The sequence below is a fragment of the Luteimonas granuli genome (genome assembly GCF_007795095.1).
Lineage (GTDB): Bacteria > Pseudomonadota > Gammaproteobacteria > Xanthomonadales > Xanthomonadaceae > Luteimonas > Luteimonas granuli.
Genome location: NZ_CP042218.1, coordinates 916,908 through 933,154, shown reverse-complemented (window position 1 = coordinate 933,154; position 16,247 = coordinate 916,908). Strand labels below are relative to the sequence as shown.

Genomic DNA, 16,247 nt, shown 5'->3' with positions numbered 1-16,247 from the left:
AGCGTCGCGCTTAAATCCGTGACGGGCGTCACGTTTTCGGGGCCCGGAGCTTCGTTCCGTCCGATTCTTCCGGATCGCCGCCGCGAACCAGCCGGTCCGCCAGCCGCAATGGCTCCGGCAGGCGATCGCCCCGGGTGAAGCGCATGACCAGGTCCGCCGCGGAGGCCAGCGCCACCCGGTGCCCCGGTGAGACCACCAGCGGTGGATGGCCGGGCCTGCTGCGCAGCAGCCAGCCCAGCTGCCGACGCGTCGGGTCGCGCAGCGCGGTGTAGGCGCCGCGGGTCTCGTGCGGTTCGGGCCCGGTGCCGTACAGGAGCGACCGGGCGACGCCGATGCTCGGCAGTCCGGCCGCGACGCCGAAACGCGCGGCGATGCCCATCCCCTGCGGATGGGCGATGCCGTGGCCGTGCACGAGCGCGAGGTCGGGGGCGTGCGGCAGCGCTTCGAGCGCGGCGAGCAGGGCCGCCTGCTCGCGACTGGCATGCGTGTCGCTGGTGCCGGTCCCCGCCGCGGGCAGGCACACGAGTTCGCCGGCCAGCACGTCCAGCGTCGTGGCGTCGAGCAGCACCGAGGCGGCGCGGACGGCGCCATCGCCATCGGGACCGGCGGCGAAACCACCGATCGTGGAGAGCGGGTCGGGGAAACCGTCGCGCAGGGACGGGGAGGGGGGCGGAGGCATTGTCGCCACAGGATACGCCCGCGGCTCAGCGTCCTGCGTCGAGCTCCCGGGACAGTGCGTCCAGCCGCTGCGGTGTGCCGACATCGGTCCAGCGGCCGGCATGGCGCCTGCCTTCGATGCGGCCGCGCGCCATCGCGGCGCGCAGCACCGGCGCCAGCCGGAAGCGCGGCGGCTCCTCGTTCGCGCCTGGCGCATCGCCGACGGCGCTGCGCCAGCCTTCGAACAGGGATGGCCGGTAGACGCCGATGCCCGCGAAGGTCAGCCGCGGCCCGCCCTCGGCATGCAGGCGGCCATCGGCATCGAGCACGAAATCGCCCTCCGGATGGTGGTCGGGGTTGTCGACCAGCACCAGGTGGGCGTCGCCGGCCGGCTCCCGCGGAAGGCGCGCGAAATCGAAATCCGTCCAGATGTCGCCGTTGACGGCGATGAACGGCCCTTCGCCGAGCAGGGGCAGCGCGTGCAGCATGCCCCCGCCGGTTTCCAGCGGCGTATCGCCCTCGTGCGCGTACTGGAGGCGCAGGCCCCAGCGCGCGCCGTCGCCCAGCACCTCGGGGAAGCGCGGCGCGAGCCACGAGGTGTTGAGCACCACCTCGCGCACGCCGATCGCGGCCAGCTTCTGCAGGTGCCACGCGATCAGCGGCCTGCCGCCTGCCTCGAGCAGCGGCTTGGGCGTGTGGTCGGTCAGCGGGCGCATGCGCTCCCCCAGCCCGGCGGCGAAAACCAGAGCCTTCATTGCCACGCGCTCAGCCCGCCGCGGCCGTGGCCAGGGCCGGGCGCACGTGGCGGTCGAGCACGCCCGCCAGCGGGGCCAGTTCCGGATGTCGCGGCAGCGCCCCGTCCAGGTAGGCGAGGAAGCGCGGCGCGTCGGCGATGTACTTCGGTTTGCCGTCGCGATGGCACAGGCGCGCGAAGATGCCGAGCACCTTGAGGTGCCGTTGCACGCCGATCAGGGTGGCGTCGCGCAGGAAGCGTTCGCGCGACGCCGGCACCGGCACCCCCGCGGCGAGCGCGCGAGCGTGGTAGCCGGACAGCCAGGCATCGACGCGCGCCGGCGGCCAGTCGAGGAAGGCGTCCTTGAACAGGCTGACCGGGTCATAGGCGACCGGCCCGAGCACCGCGTCCTGGAAATCGAGCACGGCCAGGCCGCCGTCCACCGGCATCAGGTTGCGCGGCATGTAGTCGCGATGCACCAGCACGCGCGGCTGGGCGAGCGCACTGTCGATCAGCAGGCGGAAGGCGAGGTCGAGCGCATCGAGGTCGCCGCAGTCCAGCGACACGCCGAGATGGCGGCCGAGGAACCATTCCTCGAACAGCCGCAGTTCGCGTGCGAGCAGGTCTTCGTCGTAGCGCGGCAGGTCGTCGGGTGCGGGGATCGCCTGGATGCGCAGGAGCTGGTCGATGGCGGCATCGAAATACGCATCGGCGTTTCCCGCGTCGATGACCTGGAGCAGGGTGTCCGTGCCCAGGTCCTCGAGCAGCAGGAAGCCGCGCTCGACGTCGCGCGCCAGCACGTGCGGCACGCGCACGCCGCCGGCGGACAGCAGGTCGTGCATGCGCAGCCAGGGCCGGACGTCCTCGAGCGCGGGCGGGGAGTCCATCACGATCAGGCTGGCGATGCCCGGAGCGGTCGTGCGCCAGTAGCTGCGGAAGCCGGCGTCGGCGGAAGCGCGCGCGAGGGCCAGGTCGCGGTGCCCGCCGGCCTGCCGGGCCCAGTCCAGGCGTTCGGTCGCGCGCGGGTCGTCGGTGGCTGCGTTCATGCATTCTCCAGGCCGCGGGGCGGCGGTGCGCACAGGGTAAACTCCGCGCCTCCACCTTTCGACAGCGCAGGCGCCCGACGCGATGAATCCGCTGCAACCCGTGCTCCTGTCCGGAGGCTCCGGCACGCGCCTGTGGCCGCTTTCGCGGGAGGCCTATCCCAAGCAGTTCCTGGCGCTGGCGGGCAGGCACACGATGCTGCAGGACACCTGGCTCCGGGTCGCGCCACTGGCGTCGCAGGCGCCGATCGTGGTCGCCAACGAGGAACACCGCTTCCTGGCCGGCGAGCAGCTGCGCCAGGTCGGCGTCGACGGCGCCGCGATCGTCCTCGAGCCGGTGGGCCGCAACACCGCGCCGGCCATCGCCGCCGCCGCGCTCCAGGCCATGGCCGGCGGCGACGACCCGCTGCTGCTGGTGCTGCCCTCGGACCATGTGGTGCGCGACGCCGCCGCCTTCCAGGCCGCCGTGCGCGAAGCGTCGCCGGCGGCGGAGTCGGGCGCACTGGTCACCTTCGGCATCGTCCCGGAGTCGCCGGAAACCGGCTTCGGCTACATCCAGGCCGGCCCGGGCAGGGGCGTGCGCCAGGTCCTGCGCTTCGTCGAGAAGCCCGATGCGGCCACCGCGCGGGCGTACCTGGAGGAAGGCGGCTACTACTGGAACAGCGGAATGTTCCTGTTCCGCGCCTCGCGCTACCTGGAGGAACTGGGACGCTTCCGCCCGGAGATGCTCGAAGCGGTGCGCGCGGCCTTCGCCGGGGCCACCCGCGACGGCGACTTCGTGCGCCTGGACCGGGACGCCTTCGCCGCCGCGCCGGCCGACTCGATCGACTACGCGGTGATGGAGAAGACCGGCACGGCGATGGTCCTGCCGGTGGACATCGGCTGGAACGACGTCGGCTCCTGGTCGGCGCTGTGGCAGGTGAGCGCGCAGGACGCCCATGGCAACGCCCACAACGGCGAGGTCATCGCCATCGACAGCCGCAACAGCTACGTGTGGTCGCGGCGCATGGTCGCCCTGGTCGGCGTCGACGACCTGGTCGTGGTCGAGACCGACGATGCGGTGCTGGTCGCGCGCAAGGACCGGGTGCAGCAGGTCAAGGACGTGGTTGCGCGGTTGAAGGCCGACGACCGCAGCCACGCGGTGCTGCATCGCGAGGTGCACCGACCCTGGGGCAGCTACGATTCCATCGACAGCGACACCGGTTTCCAGGTCAAGCGCATCAAGGTCAAGCCTGGCGGCCGGCTGTCGCTGCAGTCGCACGCGCACCGCGCCGAACACTGGATCGTGGTCCGCGGCACCGCGCGCGTGACCCGCGACCATGACGTCTTCGAATTGCACGCCAACCAGTCGACCTACATTCCGCTGGGCGCGAAGCACCGGCTGGAGAACCCGGGAAGCGATGTGCTGGAGCTGATCGAGGTGCAGTCCGGCGACTACCTGGGCGAGGACGACATCGTCCGCTACGACGACGTGTACGGGCGCTCATGACCGGGAGCGACGCCATCGATCGCCAGCTGGACCGCCTGGAGTCCGCCAGCCTGCACGTGCTGCGCGAGGTCGCCGGCCAGTGCCGCAGGCCGGTGATGCTGTATTCGATCGGCAAGGACAGCTCGGTGCTGCTGCACCTGCTGCTCAAGGCCTTCGCGCCGGCCAGGCCGCCGATCCCGCTGTTGCACGTGGACACCACGTGGAAGTTCCGCGAGATGATCGCGTTCCGGGACCGTCGCGCGGCGGAGACGGGCGTGGAACTGCGCGTGCACATCAACCCCGACGGCGTGCGCGAAGGCATCGGTCCGCAGAGCCACGGTGCCAGCCGGCACACCGAGGTGATGAAGACCCTGGCGCTGCGCCAGGCGCTGGACGCCGGTGGCTTCGACGCCGCGATCGGCGGCGCCCGCCGCGACGAGGAAAAGTCGCGCGCCAAGGAACGTGTGTTCTCCTTCCGCGATCGCAACCACGGTTGGGATCCGCGCCGCCAGCGCCCGGAGCTGTGGAACCTGTACAACGCGCGGGTGAGCCCGGGCGAGAGCATGCGCGTGTTCCCGCTGTCCGACTGGACCGAACTCGACGTGTGGCGCTACATCCGTCGCGAAGGCATACCTGTGGTGCCGCTTTACTTCGCCGCCGAGCGCCCCGTGGTCGAGCGCGACGGCACCCTGGTGATGGTCGACGACGATCGCTTCCAGCTGCGCCCGGGCGAGTCGCCGGTGATGCGCCGCGTGCGCTTCCGCACGCTGGGCTGCTACCCGCTGACCGGTGCCGTGGAGTCCGCCGCCGCCGACCTCGACGCCATCATCGCCGAGATGGAGTCCGGCACGCAGTCCGAACGCGCCGGTCGCCTGATCGACCACGCCGAGGGCGATTCGATGGAAAAGAAGAAGCGCGAGGGCTACTTCTGATGACGCGCGACTTCCTGCGCATCGTCGCCTGCGGCAGCGTGGACGACGGCAAGAGCACCCTGATCGGACGCCTGCTGGCCGAGGCCGGGCGCGTGCCCGACGACGAGCGGGCGGCGCTGGCGAAGGCCAGCGTCGTGCACGGCACCCGCGACGGCGACATCGACTACGCACTGCTTCTCGACGGCCTCGAGGCCGAGCGCGAGCAGGGCATCACCATCGACGTCGCCTGGCGGCACCTGGAGACTCCGCGGCGCCGCTTCCTGATCGCCGACTGCCCGGGACACGTGCAGTACACGCGCAACATGGCCACCGGCGCGTCCGTGGCCGATCTCGCGATCGTGCTGGTGGATGCCACCCGTGGCCTGTTGCCGCAGACCTTCCGCCACACCGCGATCGCCTCGATGTTCGGCGTGCGCCATGTGCTGCTGGCGGTGAACAAGATGGACCGGGTGGACCACGACCGGGCTGTCTTTGATGCGATCGCCGGTGCCTACGGCGAACACGCCGCGAAGCTCGGCATCGCCAGCGTCACCGCGATCCCGCTGGCCGCGGCCACCGGTGCCAACGTCACCATCGCGGCCACGGACTCGATGCCCTGGTACGCCGGTCCGACCGTGCTCGGTCACCTCGAGTCGGTGGACCTGGAGGCGCGTGGCGCCACCCTGCCGGCGCGCCTGCCCGTGCAGCTGGTACTGCGCGATGGCGACGGCGGCCGCTGGCTCGCGGGCACGCTCGTCTCCGGCAGCCTGCGCGGGGGCGATACGCTGCGCGTGGAGCCCGGAGGCGTGGCCGTCACCGTCGCCGGCCTGCGCCGCAGCGGCATGGAGGTCGACGTCGTGCACGCCGGTGATGCAGCATCCGTGCGTCTGGCCGAGGACGTCGATGCCGCGCGCGGCGACGTGCTGGCCGCGACCGCCGCGCCGCTCGCCGCCAGCGACCAGTTCGCCGCCGACCTGCTGTGGTTCGACGACTCGGCGCTGCTGCCGGGCCGCCGCTACCAGCTCCAGTCCGGAACCCGCCTGGTCGGTGCGCGCGTCGGCGAGATCAAGCACATGCTCGATCCCGAAACCCTGCAGCCGCTGGCTGCCCGGCGCCTGCAGGCCAACGACATCGGAGAGGTCACGCTGGCGCTGGACGCCCCGATTCCCTATGCGCCCTACGCCCGAGAGCCGGCCATGGGCAGCTTCATCCTCGTCGACATGCTCAGCCGGGCCACCGTCGGTGCCGGCATGATCCGCCACGGCCTGCGCCGCGCCGACAACATTCCCTGGCAGGCGCTGGACGTGAGCCGCGAGGTGCGGGCCGCGCTCAAGGGCCAGCGCCCGCGCTGCGTCTGGTTCACCGGGCTGTCGGGCGCGGGCAAGTCCACGATCGCGAACCTGGTCGAGCGCGGACTGGTGGCGCGAGGCTTCCATACCTACCTGCTTGACGGCGACAACGTGCGCCATGGCCTCAACCGCGACCTCGGCTTCACCGACGAGGACCGCGTCGAGAATCTGCGCCGCGTCGCCCACGTCGCGCGGCTGATGACCGACGCCGGCCTGGTGGTGCTGGTGAGCTTCATTTCGCCGTTCCGCGCCGAGCGCGCCTCGGCGCGCGCGCTGTTCGACGAAGGCGAGTTCATCGAGGTTTTCGTCGATACGCCGCTGGCCGAGGCCGAGCGGCGCGACGTCAAGGGTCTGTACGCCAAGGCCCGCCGCGGCGAGCTGCCCAACTTCACCGGCATCGATTCGGTCTACGAGGCACCGGAGGCGCCCGAGCTGGTGCTCGACACCATGGCCGAAAGCGCGGAGGCGCTGGCGGAGCGGGTGATCTCCCTCCTGCTCGACTGAACGCCAAGCAAGAAAAAGGTTCTTCTACCGATCGAGGGGGACGCTCCGGTCGAGTCCGGGCCGCCTGCCACGGACGCTCCGTTCGAGTGCTGGCCGCCCGCCACGGACGCAGGGGGGATGCCCAGCCGGATTCTCCGCGTCCTGCTGCCAGATCCGGCCGCCGGCCATCCATGGCCGGCTCTGGGCATCCCCCCTGCATCCGCGGCGGGCACGACCTTTGGCCGCGGTCGGGAAGAGGGCCGCGTCGACGTCCACGTCGAAACGGAGAGCGTCATGACCGGGGGCTGCCCGGCTCCGCTGTTCCCTCCCGAAGCCAAGAACGTCGGAGCCCGTCCCGCGTACAGGGGGTGTGCGGACAGCCGGCCATGGATGGCCGGCGGCCGGCAGTGGGAGCAGGACGCGGAGACTGCCGGGGAGCACACCCCCTGTACGCGGGGCGGGCGGCGCGGGCCCCAACGGAGCCGCTCCTGAGCGCGGGACGGGCTGCGCGGACCCAACGAGGCGACTTCAAGCAAGGCGCAACGGTGCGCCAGAAGCGCGACAGCGCGCCAACTGCACACTCCATCGCCGCGGAGTCTGGAGAAGGACCACGAAAAAGCCCGGCGGTGCCGGGCTTTTTCGTGCATGCAGCGACCTTTCTCAGCGCTTGCGTCTGCCGTTCACCGCTTCAGCGATGAACAGCAGCACGATCGCACCGATCAGCGAGGCGACGAAGCCGACCGGTTCGCCCTCCGCGTACCAGCCGGCCATGCGCCCGACCCAGCCCGCGAACAGCGCGCCGGCGATGCCGAGCAGCACGGTGAGGATGATGCCGATGTTCTGCCTGCCGGGCTTGATCAGGCGCGCCAGCACGCCGACCACGAAGCCCAGCAGGATGATCCAGAGCCAGCTGCTGCCGCCGAACACGCCTTCCATACGCTCCCCTCCCGGTGGATGACGACCGGAGGTTAGCAGCAGCCGTGGTCGCCGTGGCGGGTGCCGCTGTCGGCAGCCACCGCGGCGCCCGTGGTCTCGCCGCGTGCGCTCGCGGCCTGGTGGGCAGCGATCACGTGGGCCACGGACGCGGTCACCCGCTTGCCCATGCCGATGTGCAGGAATTCGTTGGGGCCGTGCGCGTTCGAGTGCGGGCCGAGCACGCCGGTGATCATGAACTGCGCGCCGGGGAACTTCTCGCCGAGCATGCCCATGAACGGGATCGAGCCGCCTTCGCCCATGTACATCGCCGGACGCCGGTAGAAGGCCTGGCTGGCGGCGTCGACCGCGCTTTCAAGCCACGGAGACATGGCCGGGGCGTTCCAGCCGGTGGACGCCTTCTCGAGCTCCAGGGTGACGCTGGCGCCGTTTGGCGGGTCGCGCAGCAGCACGTCCTGCAGCAGTGCGCCGGCGCGCTTGCCCTCGAGCGTGGGCGGCAGGCGCAGCGACAGCTTCACCGCGGTATGCGGGCGCAGGACGTTGCCGGCGGATTCGAGGGCCGGCATCCCACCGATGCCGGTGACCGACAGCGCCGGCCGCCAGGTGCGGTTGAGCACCAGCTCGGTGAGGTCGTCGTCCATGGGCGTCATGCCGGGCAGGAAGGGGAACTTGTCATAGACCGCGGTGCCCAGCACGTCGGCGCACTTGCGCGCCTGGGCCACCCGCTCGGCGGGAATCTCCACGTGCAGGCCGTCGAGCAGGATGCGGCCGGTCCGTTCGTCCTCGATGCGCGACAGCAGCTGGCGCAGCAGGCGGAAGCTGGACGGCACCACGCCCGAGGCGTCGCCCGAGTGCACGCCTTCGTCCAGCACCTTCACGGTGAAGTTGCCGCCGGCCATGCCGCGCAGCGAGGTGGTGCACCACAGCTGGTCGTAGTTGCCGCAGCCCGAATCAAGGCAGACCACCAGCGAGGGCTGGCCGATGCGGTCGGACAGATGGTCGACATAGGCGGGCAGGTCGTAGCTGCCGGATTCCTCGCAGGCCTCGATCAGCACCACGCAGCGCGCGTGCGGGACCTTCTGCTCCTGCAGGGCCATGATCGCGGCGAGCGAGCCGTAGATGGCGTAGCCGTCGTCGGCGCCGCCGCGGCCGTACAGCTTCCCGTCGCGCAGCACCGGCTTCCAGGGGCCGAGATCGTCGTCCCAGCCGGTCATTTCGGGCTGCTTGTCCAGGTGGCCGTACAGCAGCACGCAATCCTCGGCGCTGCCGCCATTGGCGGCGGGAATGTCGATGAAGATCAGCGGCGTGCGGCCTTCCAGGCGCACGACCTCGAGCTGCATGCCGGGGATCGGCTGCGCGCGCGCCCAGCCTTCCATCAGCCTGACCGCGTCCTCCATGTAGCCGTTCTTCACCCAGTCGGCGTCGAACATCGGCGACTTGTTGGGGATGCGGATGTACTCCACCAGCTGCGGGACGATCTCGTCGTCCCACTTGGCGGAGACGAACTTCCCGACGCTGTCGGGGTTGATCAGGCTGGCGTCCATCGGAGGCACCTTGGTCTCTGCGGGGGGCCCCGATTCTACGCCGCCCGGGTCGGGGTTTCCGGACCGCACCGCACGCAGCGTGCCGGCACGGTCGCGGGTGCGGTGGCGATGGCCGGCGGACGGGCCGCCCGTCGAGACTGGTTCCGCCGGCGCCAGCGGCCCGGCGCAATGGAATCCACCACGCAAGGAGAGCGCCATGATTCCCCTGAAGTCCGTGCTTGCACCGCTGCTGCTGTCGCTGCTCGCGGCCGGCAGCGCCTTCGCCAGCGAGAAGGTCAACATCAATACCGCCGACGCCGCGACCATCGAACGCGTCCTGGTCAACATCGGCGCGTCCAAGGCCGAGGCGATCGTGGCCTACCGCAAGGCGAACGGCGCCTTCAAGAGCGCCGACGAGCTTGCCAAGGTCAAGGGCGTGGGCTTGAAGACCATCGAACGGAACCGCGACCGCATCGTGGTCGGCGGCGCCACGGCTCCGGCCGCGGCCAAGGCGGCGCCGAAGCCCGCGGCTCCCAGGCCCGCCGCATCTCCCGGGTCCTGAGCGCCCCTGTGGCTTTTCCGGCACACGGACGCGCCGGAAGGCGGGCGTCGCAGGGCTCTGCCGCCCCGCATGCGTCCGCCGGAACGGTGGCGCACCGGGACGCAGGGACGCGTCCCGGGCGCCGCTTCCGCGGCGCTACACTCCCGCCATGTCCGACGGGATCGCCTTCGCACGCCATTTGCCGGCCCACGGTTACCGGCGCCTGCGCTGGCGCAACGGCCTGGGCTGGACCCGCGAGATCCACGCGGCGGAGGACGGAGGAGGGGGCTGGGACTGGCGACTGTCGATCGCCGAGATCGAGGCTGACGGCCCCTATTCCGTGTTCCCGGGCGTCGAGCGCGAACAGGTTCTGCTGTCGGGCGGCGGCCTGGCGCTGGACTTCGGAGGAGGCGACGAGCGCCGTCTCGCGCCACCGCATGGGCGCCAGCGGTTTCCCGGCGACGTGCCGGTGGAGGCGCGGCTCGAGGCGGGCCGGGTCGAAGTGTTCAACCTGATGTGGCAGCCGCGGCGGGTGGCGGCGCGGCTGTGGCACCGGCCGCTGGTGGGTTCGATGCTGTTGTTCGTAGACCCCGGCACGACATGGGCGGTGCACGTGATGGCCGGGCGCGCCGAACTGGGCGGCGGGGATGCGCACACGCTGCTCGAGGCCGGCGATACCGCGCTGCTGGCCAGCCACGCCGGGCGCGGCCGGCAACTGGTCGAAGGCGCCGGCGAACTGCTGCTGGTGCGCGTGGAGCCCGCGGCCCGATAGGCGTAGCGGCGAACCTACTCGCGGTCGTCCCGCGTCCACACGCTCCCGTCGTCCTCCCGCTTCACCGGGAACTTCGCCACAGGCTCGTACGCCGGAGCGCACAGCGCCCGGCCGTCGCGGACGTCGAACTTCGCCCCGTGCAGCACGCATTCGATGGTGCCGTCCGCGGGCTCGAAGATCCCCGCGGACAGCTCGAAGTCCTCGTGGCTGCAGACGTCCTCCAGCGCGTACAGCTCGCCGTCGAGGTTGAGCACCAGGATCGGCGTGCCCGTGGTCTCGTCGAACACGCTCTTCATCTCGCCCGGAAGCAGTTCGGCGCCTGCGCAGACGAAGGTCCAGGCCCCGCTCACAGCGCCTTCTCCAGCACCGCGAAGCGGAGGTCGTCGCGCCTGGGCACGCCGAAGCGGGCATCGCCGTAGGGGAAGGGCAGATGTTCGCCGGTGCGGCGGTAGCCGAGGCGCTCGTACCAGGCGATCAGTTCTCCGCGCAGGTCGATCACCGTCATCCGCATGCTGGAAAGGCGCCATTCCGTGCGAGCGATGCGTTCGCATTCGGCCACGACTGCGCGCCCGATGCCGCCGCCCTGCAGGGTCGGCTCGACCGCGAACATGCCGAAGTAGCCGCGGCCGCCATCGTCGGCGACGTGTGCGCACGCCAGCAGCGCGCCGTCGCGGAGCGCCAGCAGCACGCGCGAGCGCGGCCGCCCGATGTCGGCGCGCAGCACCTCGGGATCGATGCGATCGCCGTCCAGCAGGTCGGCCTCGGTGGTCCAGCCGGCGCGGCTGGATTCGCCGCGGTAGGCGCGGGTCACCAGCAGCACGATGGCGTCGATGTCGGCCTCGGTGGCCGCGCGGAACTGAAGTTCGCCCATGGGCGTGATTCTGCCGTTGCGGGGCCGGCCTACGCCAGCAGGGTGCGCACCTTGCGCAGCGCGGCGATGAAGGCTTCGATCTCGTCGTGCGTGTTGTAGAAGGCCAGCGAGGCGCGGCAGGTGGCGCTGACCCCCAGCCACTGCAGCAGCGGGTGCGCGCAGTGCTGGCCGGAGCGGACCGCCATGCCCTCGAGATCGAGCAGGGTGGCGAGGTCGTGCGAGTGCACGCCCTCGATGGCGAAGGAGACCACCGCCGCCTTGCCGGGTGCGGTGCCGAAGATCCGCAGGCCTTCGATCTTCGCGAACTCCTCGACGAGGTGCGCCAGCAGCTCCTGCTCGCGGGCTTCGACATTGTGCATGTCCAGCGCCGAGAGATAGTCCACGGCCGCGCCCATGCCGACGAAGCCGGCGATGTTGGGCGTGCCGGCCTCGAACTTCCGCGGCGGATCGTTGAACACGGTGCCGCCGTCCAGGCGCACCTCCTTGATCATCTCGCCGCCGCCGATGAAGGGCGGCATGGCCTCGAGGTGCTCGCGCCGCGCCCAGAGCGCGCCGGTGCCGGTGGGCGCGCACATCTTGTGGCCGGTGAGCGCGTAGAAGTCGCAGCCGATCGCGGCGACGTCGACCGGGCGGTGCGGAAGCGCCTGCGAGCCGTCGACCACGGTGGTGATGCCGCGCCTGCGCGCTTCGCGGCAGATGTCGGCCACCGGGTTGACGGTGCCGAGCACGTTGCTGACATGGCCGACCGCCAGCAGCTTCACCGCGCCGGTCATCTTCGCGTGCAGCATGTCGATGTCGAGGCTGCCGTCGGGCAGCAGGTCGACGACGTCGATGCGGGCGCCGGTGCGCTCCGCGACGAGCTGCCAGGGCACGATGTTGGCGTGGTGCTCCATCCGCGTCAGCAGGATGGCGTCGCCCGCCTTCAGCCGCGGCAGCGCCCAGGAGTAGGCGACGAGATTGATGGCGAAGGTCGTGCCGCTGGTCAGCACCAGATCGTCGGGGCGGGCATTGATGAAACGCGCCAGCCTGCCACGCGCGCCTTCGTAGGCCTCCGTGGCCTCGCTGCCGAGCTGGTGCACGGCGCGGCTGACGTTGGCGTTGTGGCGGCGGTAGAAATCGTCGACCGCCTCGATCACCGTCGCGGGCTTCTGCGAGGTGTTGGCGGAATCGAAGTAGACCAGCGGCTTGCCGTGGACTTTGCGCTGCAACAGCGGGAAATCGGCGCGGACCGCCGCCCAGTCGATCGTCGCGGCGCGTGCATCTTCCCCGGGGCCGGCAGCGGTTGGCCGAGCGCCCGCCGATGTGCCCGCGCCGCCGGCATGCTGGCCCGGGGCGCTCATGCGAGCGCCTGCGCCTGGACCGAGCGCTCCAGCCTGACTTCCAGCAGTTCGCGCTGCGCAGGCGTCTCCATCACCGACAGCAGCGGTTCGCGTACGAAGGCCGCCGTGAGCAGCGCCCGGGCCTCCGTCTCCGGGAGGCCGCGCGAACGCAGGTAGAACAACGCCGTCTCGTCGAGCTGGCCGACGGTGGCGCCGTGCGCGGCGGTGACCTCGTCGGCGTGGATCACCAGCACCGGCTGGGTGTCGATCTCGGCGGTGTCGGAGAGCAGCAGGTTCTTGTTCGACAGCTTCGCGTCGGTGCCGTCGGCGCCCTCGCGGATCTCGATGCCGCCGTGGAAGACCGCGCGGCCGCGCCCTGCGGCCATGCCGCGCCAGAGCAGCTCGCAGCGCGTGTCGCGGGCGATGTGCTGGATGCCCAGGCGGGTGTCGAGGTGGCGGCGGCCGGCGGCCAGCAGCACGCCGTTGGCGACCAGTTCGGCGTTGTCGCCTTCCAGGCGCACGTTGAGCTCATGGCGCGAGAGCGCGCCGCCGAGCTCGAGGTCGAGGCGGCGGTAGCTCGAATCGCGGGCGAGCACGGCGTCTGTGCGGCTGATGAGCGTGGCGCGCGCCGACTCGTCCTGGATGCGCGCATGGCGCAGCGTCGCGCCCGCGGCGACGTGGACGTGGGCGATGGCGTTGCCGAGGTGGGCATGGTCGCCGCCTGCGAGGTGGTGCTCGACCACGGTGGCCGACGCACCGCGGCGCAGCTCGACCAGGTGGCGTGAATGCCAGGCCTGGTCGCCCTCGGCCGGCTGGCCGAGGAAGACCAGGTGCACGGCGGACTCGACCGCGACGCCTTCGGCGATGCGCAGCACCGCGCCGTCATCGGCCAGCGCCGCGTTGAGCCGGGCGAAGACCTCGTCGGCCCGGTCGTAACTGCGCGCCAGCACGTTGCTCTCGCGCGGGTCGGGATCGGCGAGGGCCTCGGCCATGGTCAGAAGGCGGGCGCCCTCGGGGAGGCCGGACAGGTCGGACAGCGCGGCGTCGTGGCGGCCGTTGACGAAGACCAGGCGCGGCGCCGGGATGCCGGCCACCAGCGCGGGATCGACCGGCGCATGCGGAAGCGGCGCGGGGGAGAATTCGCGGCGCTCCAGCGTGCGCAGCGAGGTGTACTTCCAGGCTTCGACGCGTGCGTGCGGCAGGCCGTCGCGCAGCGCGGCATCGAGCGCGGCGCGGCGCGGGCCGTCGCCCTTGAAGCCGGTGGCGAGAGAGTCGAGCAGCGTCGTCGCCATCACGCCACCGCCTCGGGCACCTTGCGTTCGCGCAGCCACTCGTAGCCGTGCTCCTCGAGCCTGAGGGCCAGCTCCGGGCCGCCGGACTCGACGATGCGGCCGTCGGCCAGCACGTGCACGTAGTCGGGCCGGATGTACTCGAGCAGGCGCTGGTAGTGGGTGATCACCAGGAAGGCGCGATCGGGCGAGCGCAGCGCGTTGACGCCCTCGGCCACCTGGCGCAGGGCATCGATGTCCAGGCCGGAGTCGGTCTCGTCCAGGATCGCCAGCTTCGGCTCCAGCACCGCCATCTGGAAGATCTCGTTGCGCTTCTTCTCGCCGCCGCTGAAGCCCTCGTTGACGCCGCGGTGCAGGAGCTTGTCGTCCAGGTGCAGCACGCCGAGCTTCTCGCGCACCACCTTCAGGAACTGCATCGAATCCAGCTCCTCCTCGCCGCGCGCCTTGCGCTGTGCGTTGAGCGCGCTGCGCAGGAAGTAGGTGTTGTTCACGCCCGGGATCTCGACCGGGTACTGGAAGGCGAGGAAGACGCCTGCGGCGGCGCGCTCCTCCGGCTCCAGCGCCAGCAGGTCGGCACCTTCGAACTCGACGCTGCCTTCGGTGACGTCGTAGCCGTCGCGGCCGGCGATGATGTTGCCAAGCGTCGACTTGCCGGCGCCGTTGGGACCCATGATGGCGTGCACCTCGCCGGGCTTCAGCGCGAGGTCGAGGCCCTTGAGGATTTCACGGTCGCCGCCGACGGTGGCATGGAGGTTGGTGATCTTGAGCATGTCTGTCTCTTGTCCGGGTTGGGGCCGGCGCGTGATCGCCCGGTCCGTGCAATTCCTGTAGGAGCGGCTACAGCCGCGAACCCGGCACCCTCACGGCGCCGGTCGCGGCGATCAGCCCACCGATCCCTCGAGGCTGACCTCGAGCAGCTTCTTCGCCTCCACCGCGAACTCCATGGGAAGTTCGCGGAACACCTGCTTGCAGAAGCCGTCGACGATCAGGCTCACCGCGTCCTCCTCGCCCAGCCCGCGGCTGCGGCAGTAGAACATCTGGTCGTCGCTGATCTTCGAGGTGGTGGCTTCGTGCTCGACGGTGGCGGTCGGATTCTTCACCTCGATGTAGGGGAAGGTGTGCGCGCCGCAGGTCTTGCCGATCAGCAGGCTGTCGCACTGGGTGTAGTTGCGCGCGCCCTCGGCCTTCGCGCCGACCTTCACCAGGCCGCGATAGGTGTTCTGGCCGCGTCCGGCGCTGATGCCCTTGCTGATGATCTTCGACTTGGTGCGCTTGCCGAGGTGGATCATCTTGGTGCCGGTGTCCGCCTGCTGTCGGTGGTGGGTGAGCGCCACGGAATGGAACTCGCCCGAGGAGTCGTCTCCCAGCAGCACGCAGCTCGGGTATTTCCAGGTGATCGCCGAGCCGGTCTCGACCTGGGTCCAGATCACCTTGCTGCGCGCGCCGCGGCATTCGGCGCGCTTGGTCACGAAGTTGTAGATGCCGCCGACGCCGTTCTCGTCTCCCGGATACCAGTTCTGCACCGTCGAGTACTTGATCTCGGCATCGTCCAGCGTCACCAGTTCGACCACGGCCGCGTGCAGCTGGTTCTCGTCGCGCATCGGCGCCGTGCAGCCCTCGAGGTAGCTCACGTGCGAGCCCTCCTCGGCGATGATCAGGGTGCGCTCGAACTGGCCGGTGTGGCCGGCGTTGATGCGGAAGTAGGTCGACAGCTCCATGGGGCAGCGCACGCCCTTGGGGATGAACACGAACGAACCGTCCGAGAACACCGCCGAATTCAGCGCCGCGAAGTAGTTGTCGCCCACCGGCACCACGGTGCCGAGGTATTTCCGCACCAGGTCCGGATGCTCCTTGATGGCCTCGGACATCGAGCAGAAGATGACGCCCTTCTCGGCCAGTTCCTTGCGGAAGGTGGTGCCGACGGACACCGAGTCGAACACCGCGTCCACGGCCACGCCGGCGAGCTTCGCGCGCTCGTGCAGCGGCACGCCGAGCCTGTCGTAGGTGTCGAGCAGCTCCTGCGGCACCTCGTCCAGCGACTGGTACTTCGGCCCCTTGGGCGCGGAGTAGTAGCTGATGGCCTGGAAGTCGATCGGCGTGATCGAGAGCTTGGCCCAGTGCGGCACCGGCATGGTCAGCCAGTGGCGGTAGGCGGCCAGGCGCCATTCGGTCATCCACTCCGGCTCTTCCTTCTTGGCCGAGAGCGCGCGGATCACGTCTTCGTCGAGGCCGGGAGGAAGGGAGTCCGACTCGATCTCGGTGATGAAGCCGGCTTCATACTTGCGGCCGAGCTGCTCGTGGATCTCGCGATTCGCGACGGGTTCTTCGACGGGTGTATCGATCTGGGTGGCCATG

The 16,247-nt window shown here is 70.8% G+C and carries 15 protein-coding genes and 1 pseudogene; 5 read left to right on the top strand and 11 right to left on the bottom strand.

Features of this window, described 5'->3' with window-relative positions:
- Positions 1-28: 28 nt before the first annotated feature.
- From FPZ22_RS04260 to FPZ22_RS04250, 3 genes are read right to left on the bottom strand one after another with little or no spacing between them, the layout of a single operon-like run.
- Positions 29-679, bottom strand: coding sequence for an endonuclease V (locus FPZ22_RS04260; protein WP_168198934.1), 651 nt, complete (start codon positions 677-679; stop codon positions 29-31).
- A gap of 25 nt (positions 680-704) precedes the next feature.
- The gene (gene murU / locus FPZ22_RS04255) at positions 705-1,412 is read right to left on the bottom strand and encodes an N-acetylmuramate alpha-1-phosphate uridylyltransferase MurU (protein WP_144890706.1); all 708 of its coding nucleotides are present in this window, start codon (positions 1,410-1,412) and stop codon (positions 705-707) included.
- A gap of 10 nt (positions 1,413-1,422) precedes the next feature.
- Positions 1,423-2,436, bottom strand: a complete 1,014-nt coding sequence (locus FPZ22_RS04250) for an aminoglycoside phosphotransferase family protein (RefSeq protein ID WP_144890704.1) — start codon at positions 2,434-2,436, stop codon at positions 1,423-1,425.
- Between the two features lie 82 nt (positions 2,437-2,518).
- On the opposite strand from FPZ22_RS04250, the gene FPZ22_RS04245 reads away from it, so the two are divergent.
- The 3 genes and pseudogenes from FPZ22_RS04245 to cysC all read left to right on the top strand — a co-directional run.
- Positions 2,519-3,922, top strand: coding sequence for a mannose-1-phosphate guanylyltransferase/mannose-6-phosphate isomerase (locus FPZ22_RS04245; protein ID WP_144890702.1), 1,404 nt, complete (start codon positions 2,519-2,521; stop codon positions 3,920-3,922).
- Positions 3,919-4,833 carry a sulfate adenylyltransferase subunit CysD gene (gene cysD, locus FPZ22_RS04240; protein ID WP_144890700.1) on the top strand — a complete coding sequence of 305 codons (915 nt, stop codon included), beginning with the start codon at positions 3,919-3,921 and terminating at the stop codon, positions 4,831-4,833. Before FPZ22_RS04245 ends, cysD begins: the two co-directional genes overlap by 4 nt.
- Positions 4,834-4,835: 2 nt before the next feature.
- A pseudogene (gene cysC, locus FPZ22_RS04235) lies at positions 4,836-6,665 on the top strand (adenylyl-sulfate kinase); the annotation flags it as partial.
- Between the two features lie 639 nt (positions 6,666-7,304).
- Here the strand turns inward: cysC and FPZ22_RS04230 are convergent.
- The gene (locus tag FPZ22_RS04230) at positions 7,305-7,580 is read right to left on the bottom strand and encodes a GlsB/YeaQ/YmgE family stress response membrane protein (RefSeq protein WP_144890696.1); all 276 of its coding nucleotides are present in this window, start codon (positions 7,578-7,580) and stop codon (positions 7,305-7,307) included.
- 32 nt (positions 7,581-7,612) lie between these two features.
- Positions 7,613-9,121 carry a M20 family metallopeptidase gene (locus FPZ22_RS04225; protein WP_168198933.1) on the bottom strand — a complete coding sequence of 503 codons (1,509 nt, stop codon included), beginning with the start codon at positions 9,119-9,121 and terminating at the stop codon, positions 7,613-7,615.
- 196 nt (positions 9,122-9,317) lie between these two features.
- Here FPZ22_RS04225 and FPZ22_RS04220 point away from each other — a divergent pair, with 196 nt between their 5' ends.
- Both FPZ22_RS04220 and FPZ22_RS04215 read left to right on the top strand, forming a co-directional pair.
- The gene (locus FPZ22_RS04220) at positions 9,318-9,662 is read left to right on the top strand and encodes a ComEA family DNA-binding protein (RefSeq protein ID WP_144890694.1); all 345 of its coding nucleotides are present in this window, start codon (positions 9,318-9,320) and stop codon (positions 9,660-9,662) included.
- A 148-nt stretch (positions 9,663-9,810) separates the two neighbouring features.
- A complete protein-coding gene (locus FPZ22_RS04215) occupies positions 9,811-10,413 on the top strand; it encodes a HutD/Ves family protein (RefSeq protein WP_144890692.1) in 603 nt (200 codons plus the stop codon).
- A gap of 14 nt (positions 10,414-10,427) precedes the next feature.
- Here FPZ22_RS04215 and FPZ22_RS04210 read toward each other — a convergent pair whose 3' ends face one another.
- The 6 genes from FPZ22_RS04210 to sufB all read right to left on the bottom strand — a co-directional run bounded on the left by FPZ22_RS04210 (position 10,428) and on the right by sufB (position 16,246).
- The gene (locus FPZ22_RS04210; RefSeq protein ID WP_144890690.1) at positions 10,428-10,763 is read right to left on the bottom strand and encodes a non-heme iron oxygenase ferredoxin subunit; all 336 of its coding nucleotides are present in this window, start codon (positions 10,761-10,763) and stop codon (positions 10,428-10,430) included.
- On the bottom strand, positions 10,760-11,284 hold the full coding sequence (locus FPZ22_RS04205; protein ID WP_144890688.1) for a GNAT family N-acetyltransferase: 525 nt from the start codon (positions 11,282-11,284) through the stop codon (positions 10,760-10,762). The genes FPZ22_RS04210 and FPZ22_RS04205 overlap by 4 nt, the downstream gene beginning before the upstream one ends.
- Positions 11,285-11,313: 29 nt before the next feature.
- A complete protein-coding gene (locus FPZ22_RS04200; RefSeq protein ID WP_144890686.1) occupies positions 11,314-12,624 on the bottom strand; it encodes a cysteine desulfurase in 1,311 nt (436 codons plus the stop codon).
- Entirely contained in the window at positions 12,621-13,895 is a 1,275-nt protein-coding gene (gene sufD, locus FPZ22_RS04195; protein ID WP_144890684.1) for a Fe-S cluster assembly protein SufD, read from the bottom strand. Before sufD ends, FPZ22_RS04200 begins: the two co-directional genes overlap by 4 nt.
- Positions 13,895-14,662, bottom strand: coding sequence for a Fe-S cluster assembly ATPase SufC (sufC, locus tag FPZ22_RS04190; protein WP_144890682.1), 768 nt, complete (start codon positions 14,660-14,662; stop codon positions 13,895-13,897). Before sufC ends, sufD begins: the two co-directional genes overlap by 1 nt.
- Before the next feature lie 111 nt (positions 14,663-14,773).
- Positions 14,774-16,246 (bottom strand): Fe-S cluster assembly protein SufB, encoded by a 1,473-nt coding sequence (sufB, locus tag FPZ22_RS04185; protein WP_144890680.1) that lies wholly within the window; start codon positions 16,244-16,246, stop codon positions 14,774-14,776.
- Between the last annotated feature and the right edge of the window lies 1 nt (position 16,247).

Bases quoted from the DNA above. Each gene is read 5' to 3' on its own strand.
- cysD (WP_144890700.1), top strand. From the start codon at position 3,919: ATGACCGGGAGCGACGCCATCGATCGCCAGCTGGACCGCCTGGAGTCC.
- FPZ22_RS04230 (WP_144890696.1), bottom strand. From the start codon at position 7,580: ATGGAAGGCGTGTTCGGCGGCAGCAGCTGGCTCTGGATCATCCTGCTG.
- FPZ22_RS04250 (WP_144890704.1), bottom strand. From the start codon at position 2,436: ATGAACGCAGCCACCGACGACCCGCGCGCGACCGAACGCCTGGACTGG.
- sufB (WP_144890680.1), bottom strand. From the start codon at position 16,246: ATGGCCACCCAGATCGATACACCCGTCGAAGAACCCGTCGCGAATCGC.
- FPZ22_RS04260 (WP_168198934.1), bottom strand. From the start codon at position 679: ATGCCTCCGCCCCCCTCCCCGTCCCTGCGCGACGGTTTCCCCGACCCG.
- FPZ22_RS04225 (WP_168198933.1), bottom strand. From the start codon at position 9,121: ATGGACGCCAGCCTGATCAACCCCGACAGCGTCGGGAAGTTCGTCTCC.
- murU (WP_144890706.1), bottom strand. From the start codon at position 1,412: ATGAAGGCTCTGGTTTTCGCCGCCGGGCTGGGGGAGCGCATGCGCCCG.
- FPZ22_RS04205 (WP_144890688.1), bottom strand. From the start codon at position 11,284: ATGGGCGAACTTCAGTTCCGCGCGGCCACCGAGGCCGACATCGACGCC.
- sufD (WP_144890684.1), bottom strand. From the start codon at position 13,895: ATGGCGACGACGCTGCTCGACTCTCTCGCCACCGGCTTCAAGGGCGAC.
- FPZ22_RS04245 (WP_144890702.1), top strand. From the start codon at position 2,519: ATGAATCCGCTGCAACCCGTGCTCCTGTCCGGAGGCTCCGGCACGCGC.
- sufC (WP_144890682.1), bottom strand. From the start codon at position 14,662: ATGCTCAAGATCACCAACCTCCATGCCACCGTCGGCGGCGACCGTGAA.
- FPZ22_RS04215 (WP_144890692.1), top strand. From the start codon at position 9,811: ATGTCCGACGGGATCGCCTTCGCACGCCATTTGCCGGCCCACGGTTAC.
- FPZ22_RS04200 (WP_144890686.1), bottom strand. From the start codon at position 12,624: ATGAGCGCCCCGGGCCAGCATGCCGGCGGCGCGGGCACATCGGCGGGC.
- FPZ22_RS04220 (WP_144890694.1), top strand. From the start codon at position 9,318: ATGATTCCCCTGAAGTCCGTGCTTGCACCGCTGCTGCTGTCGCTGCTC.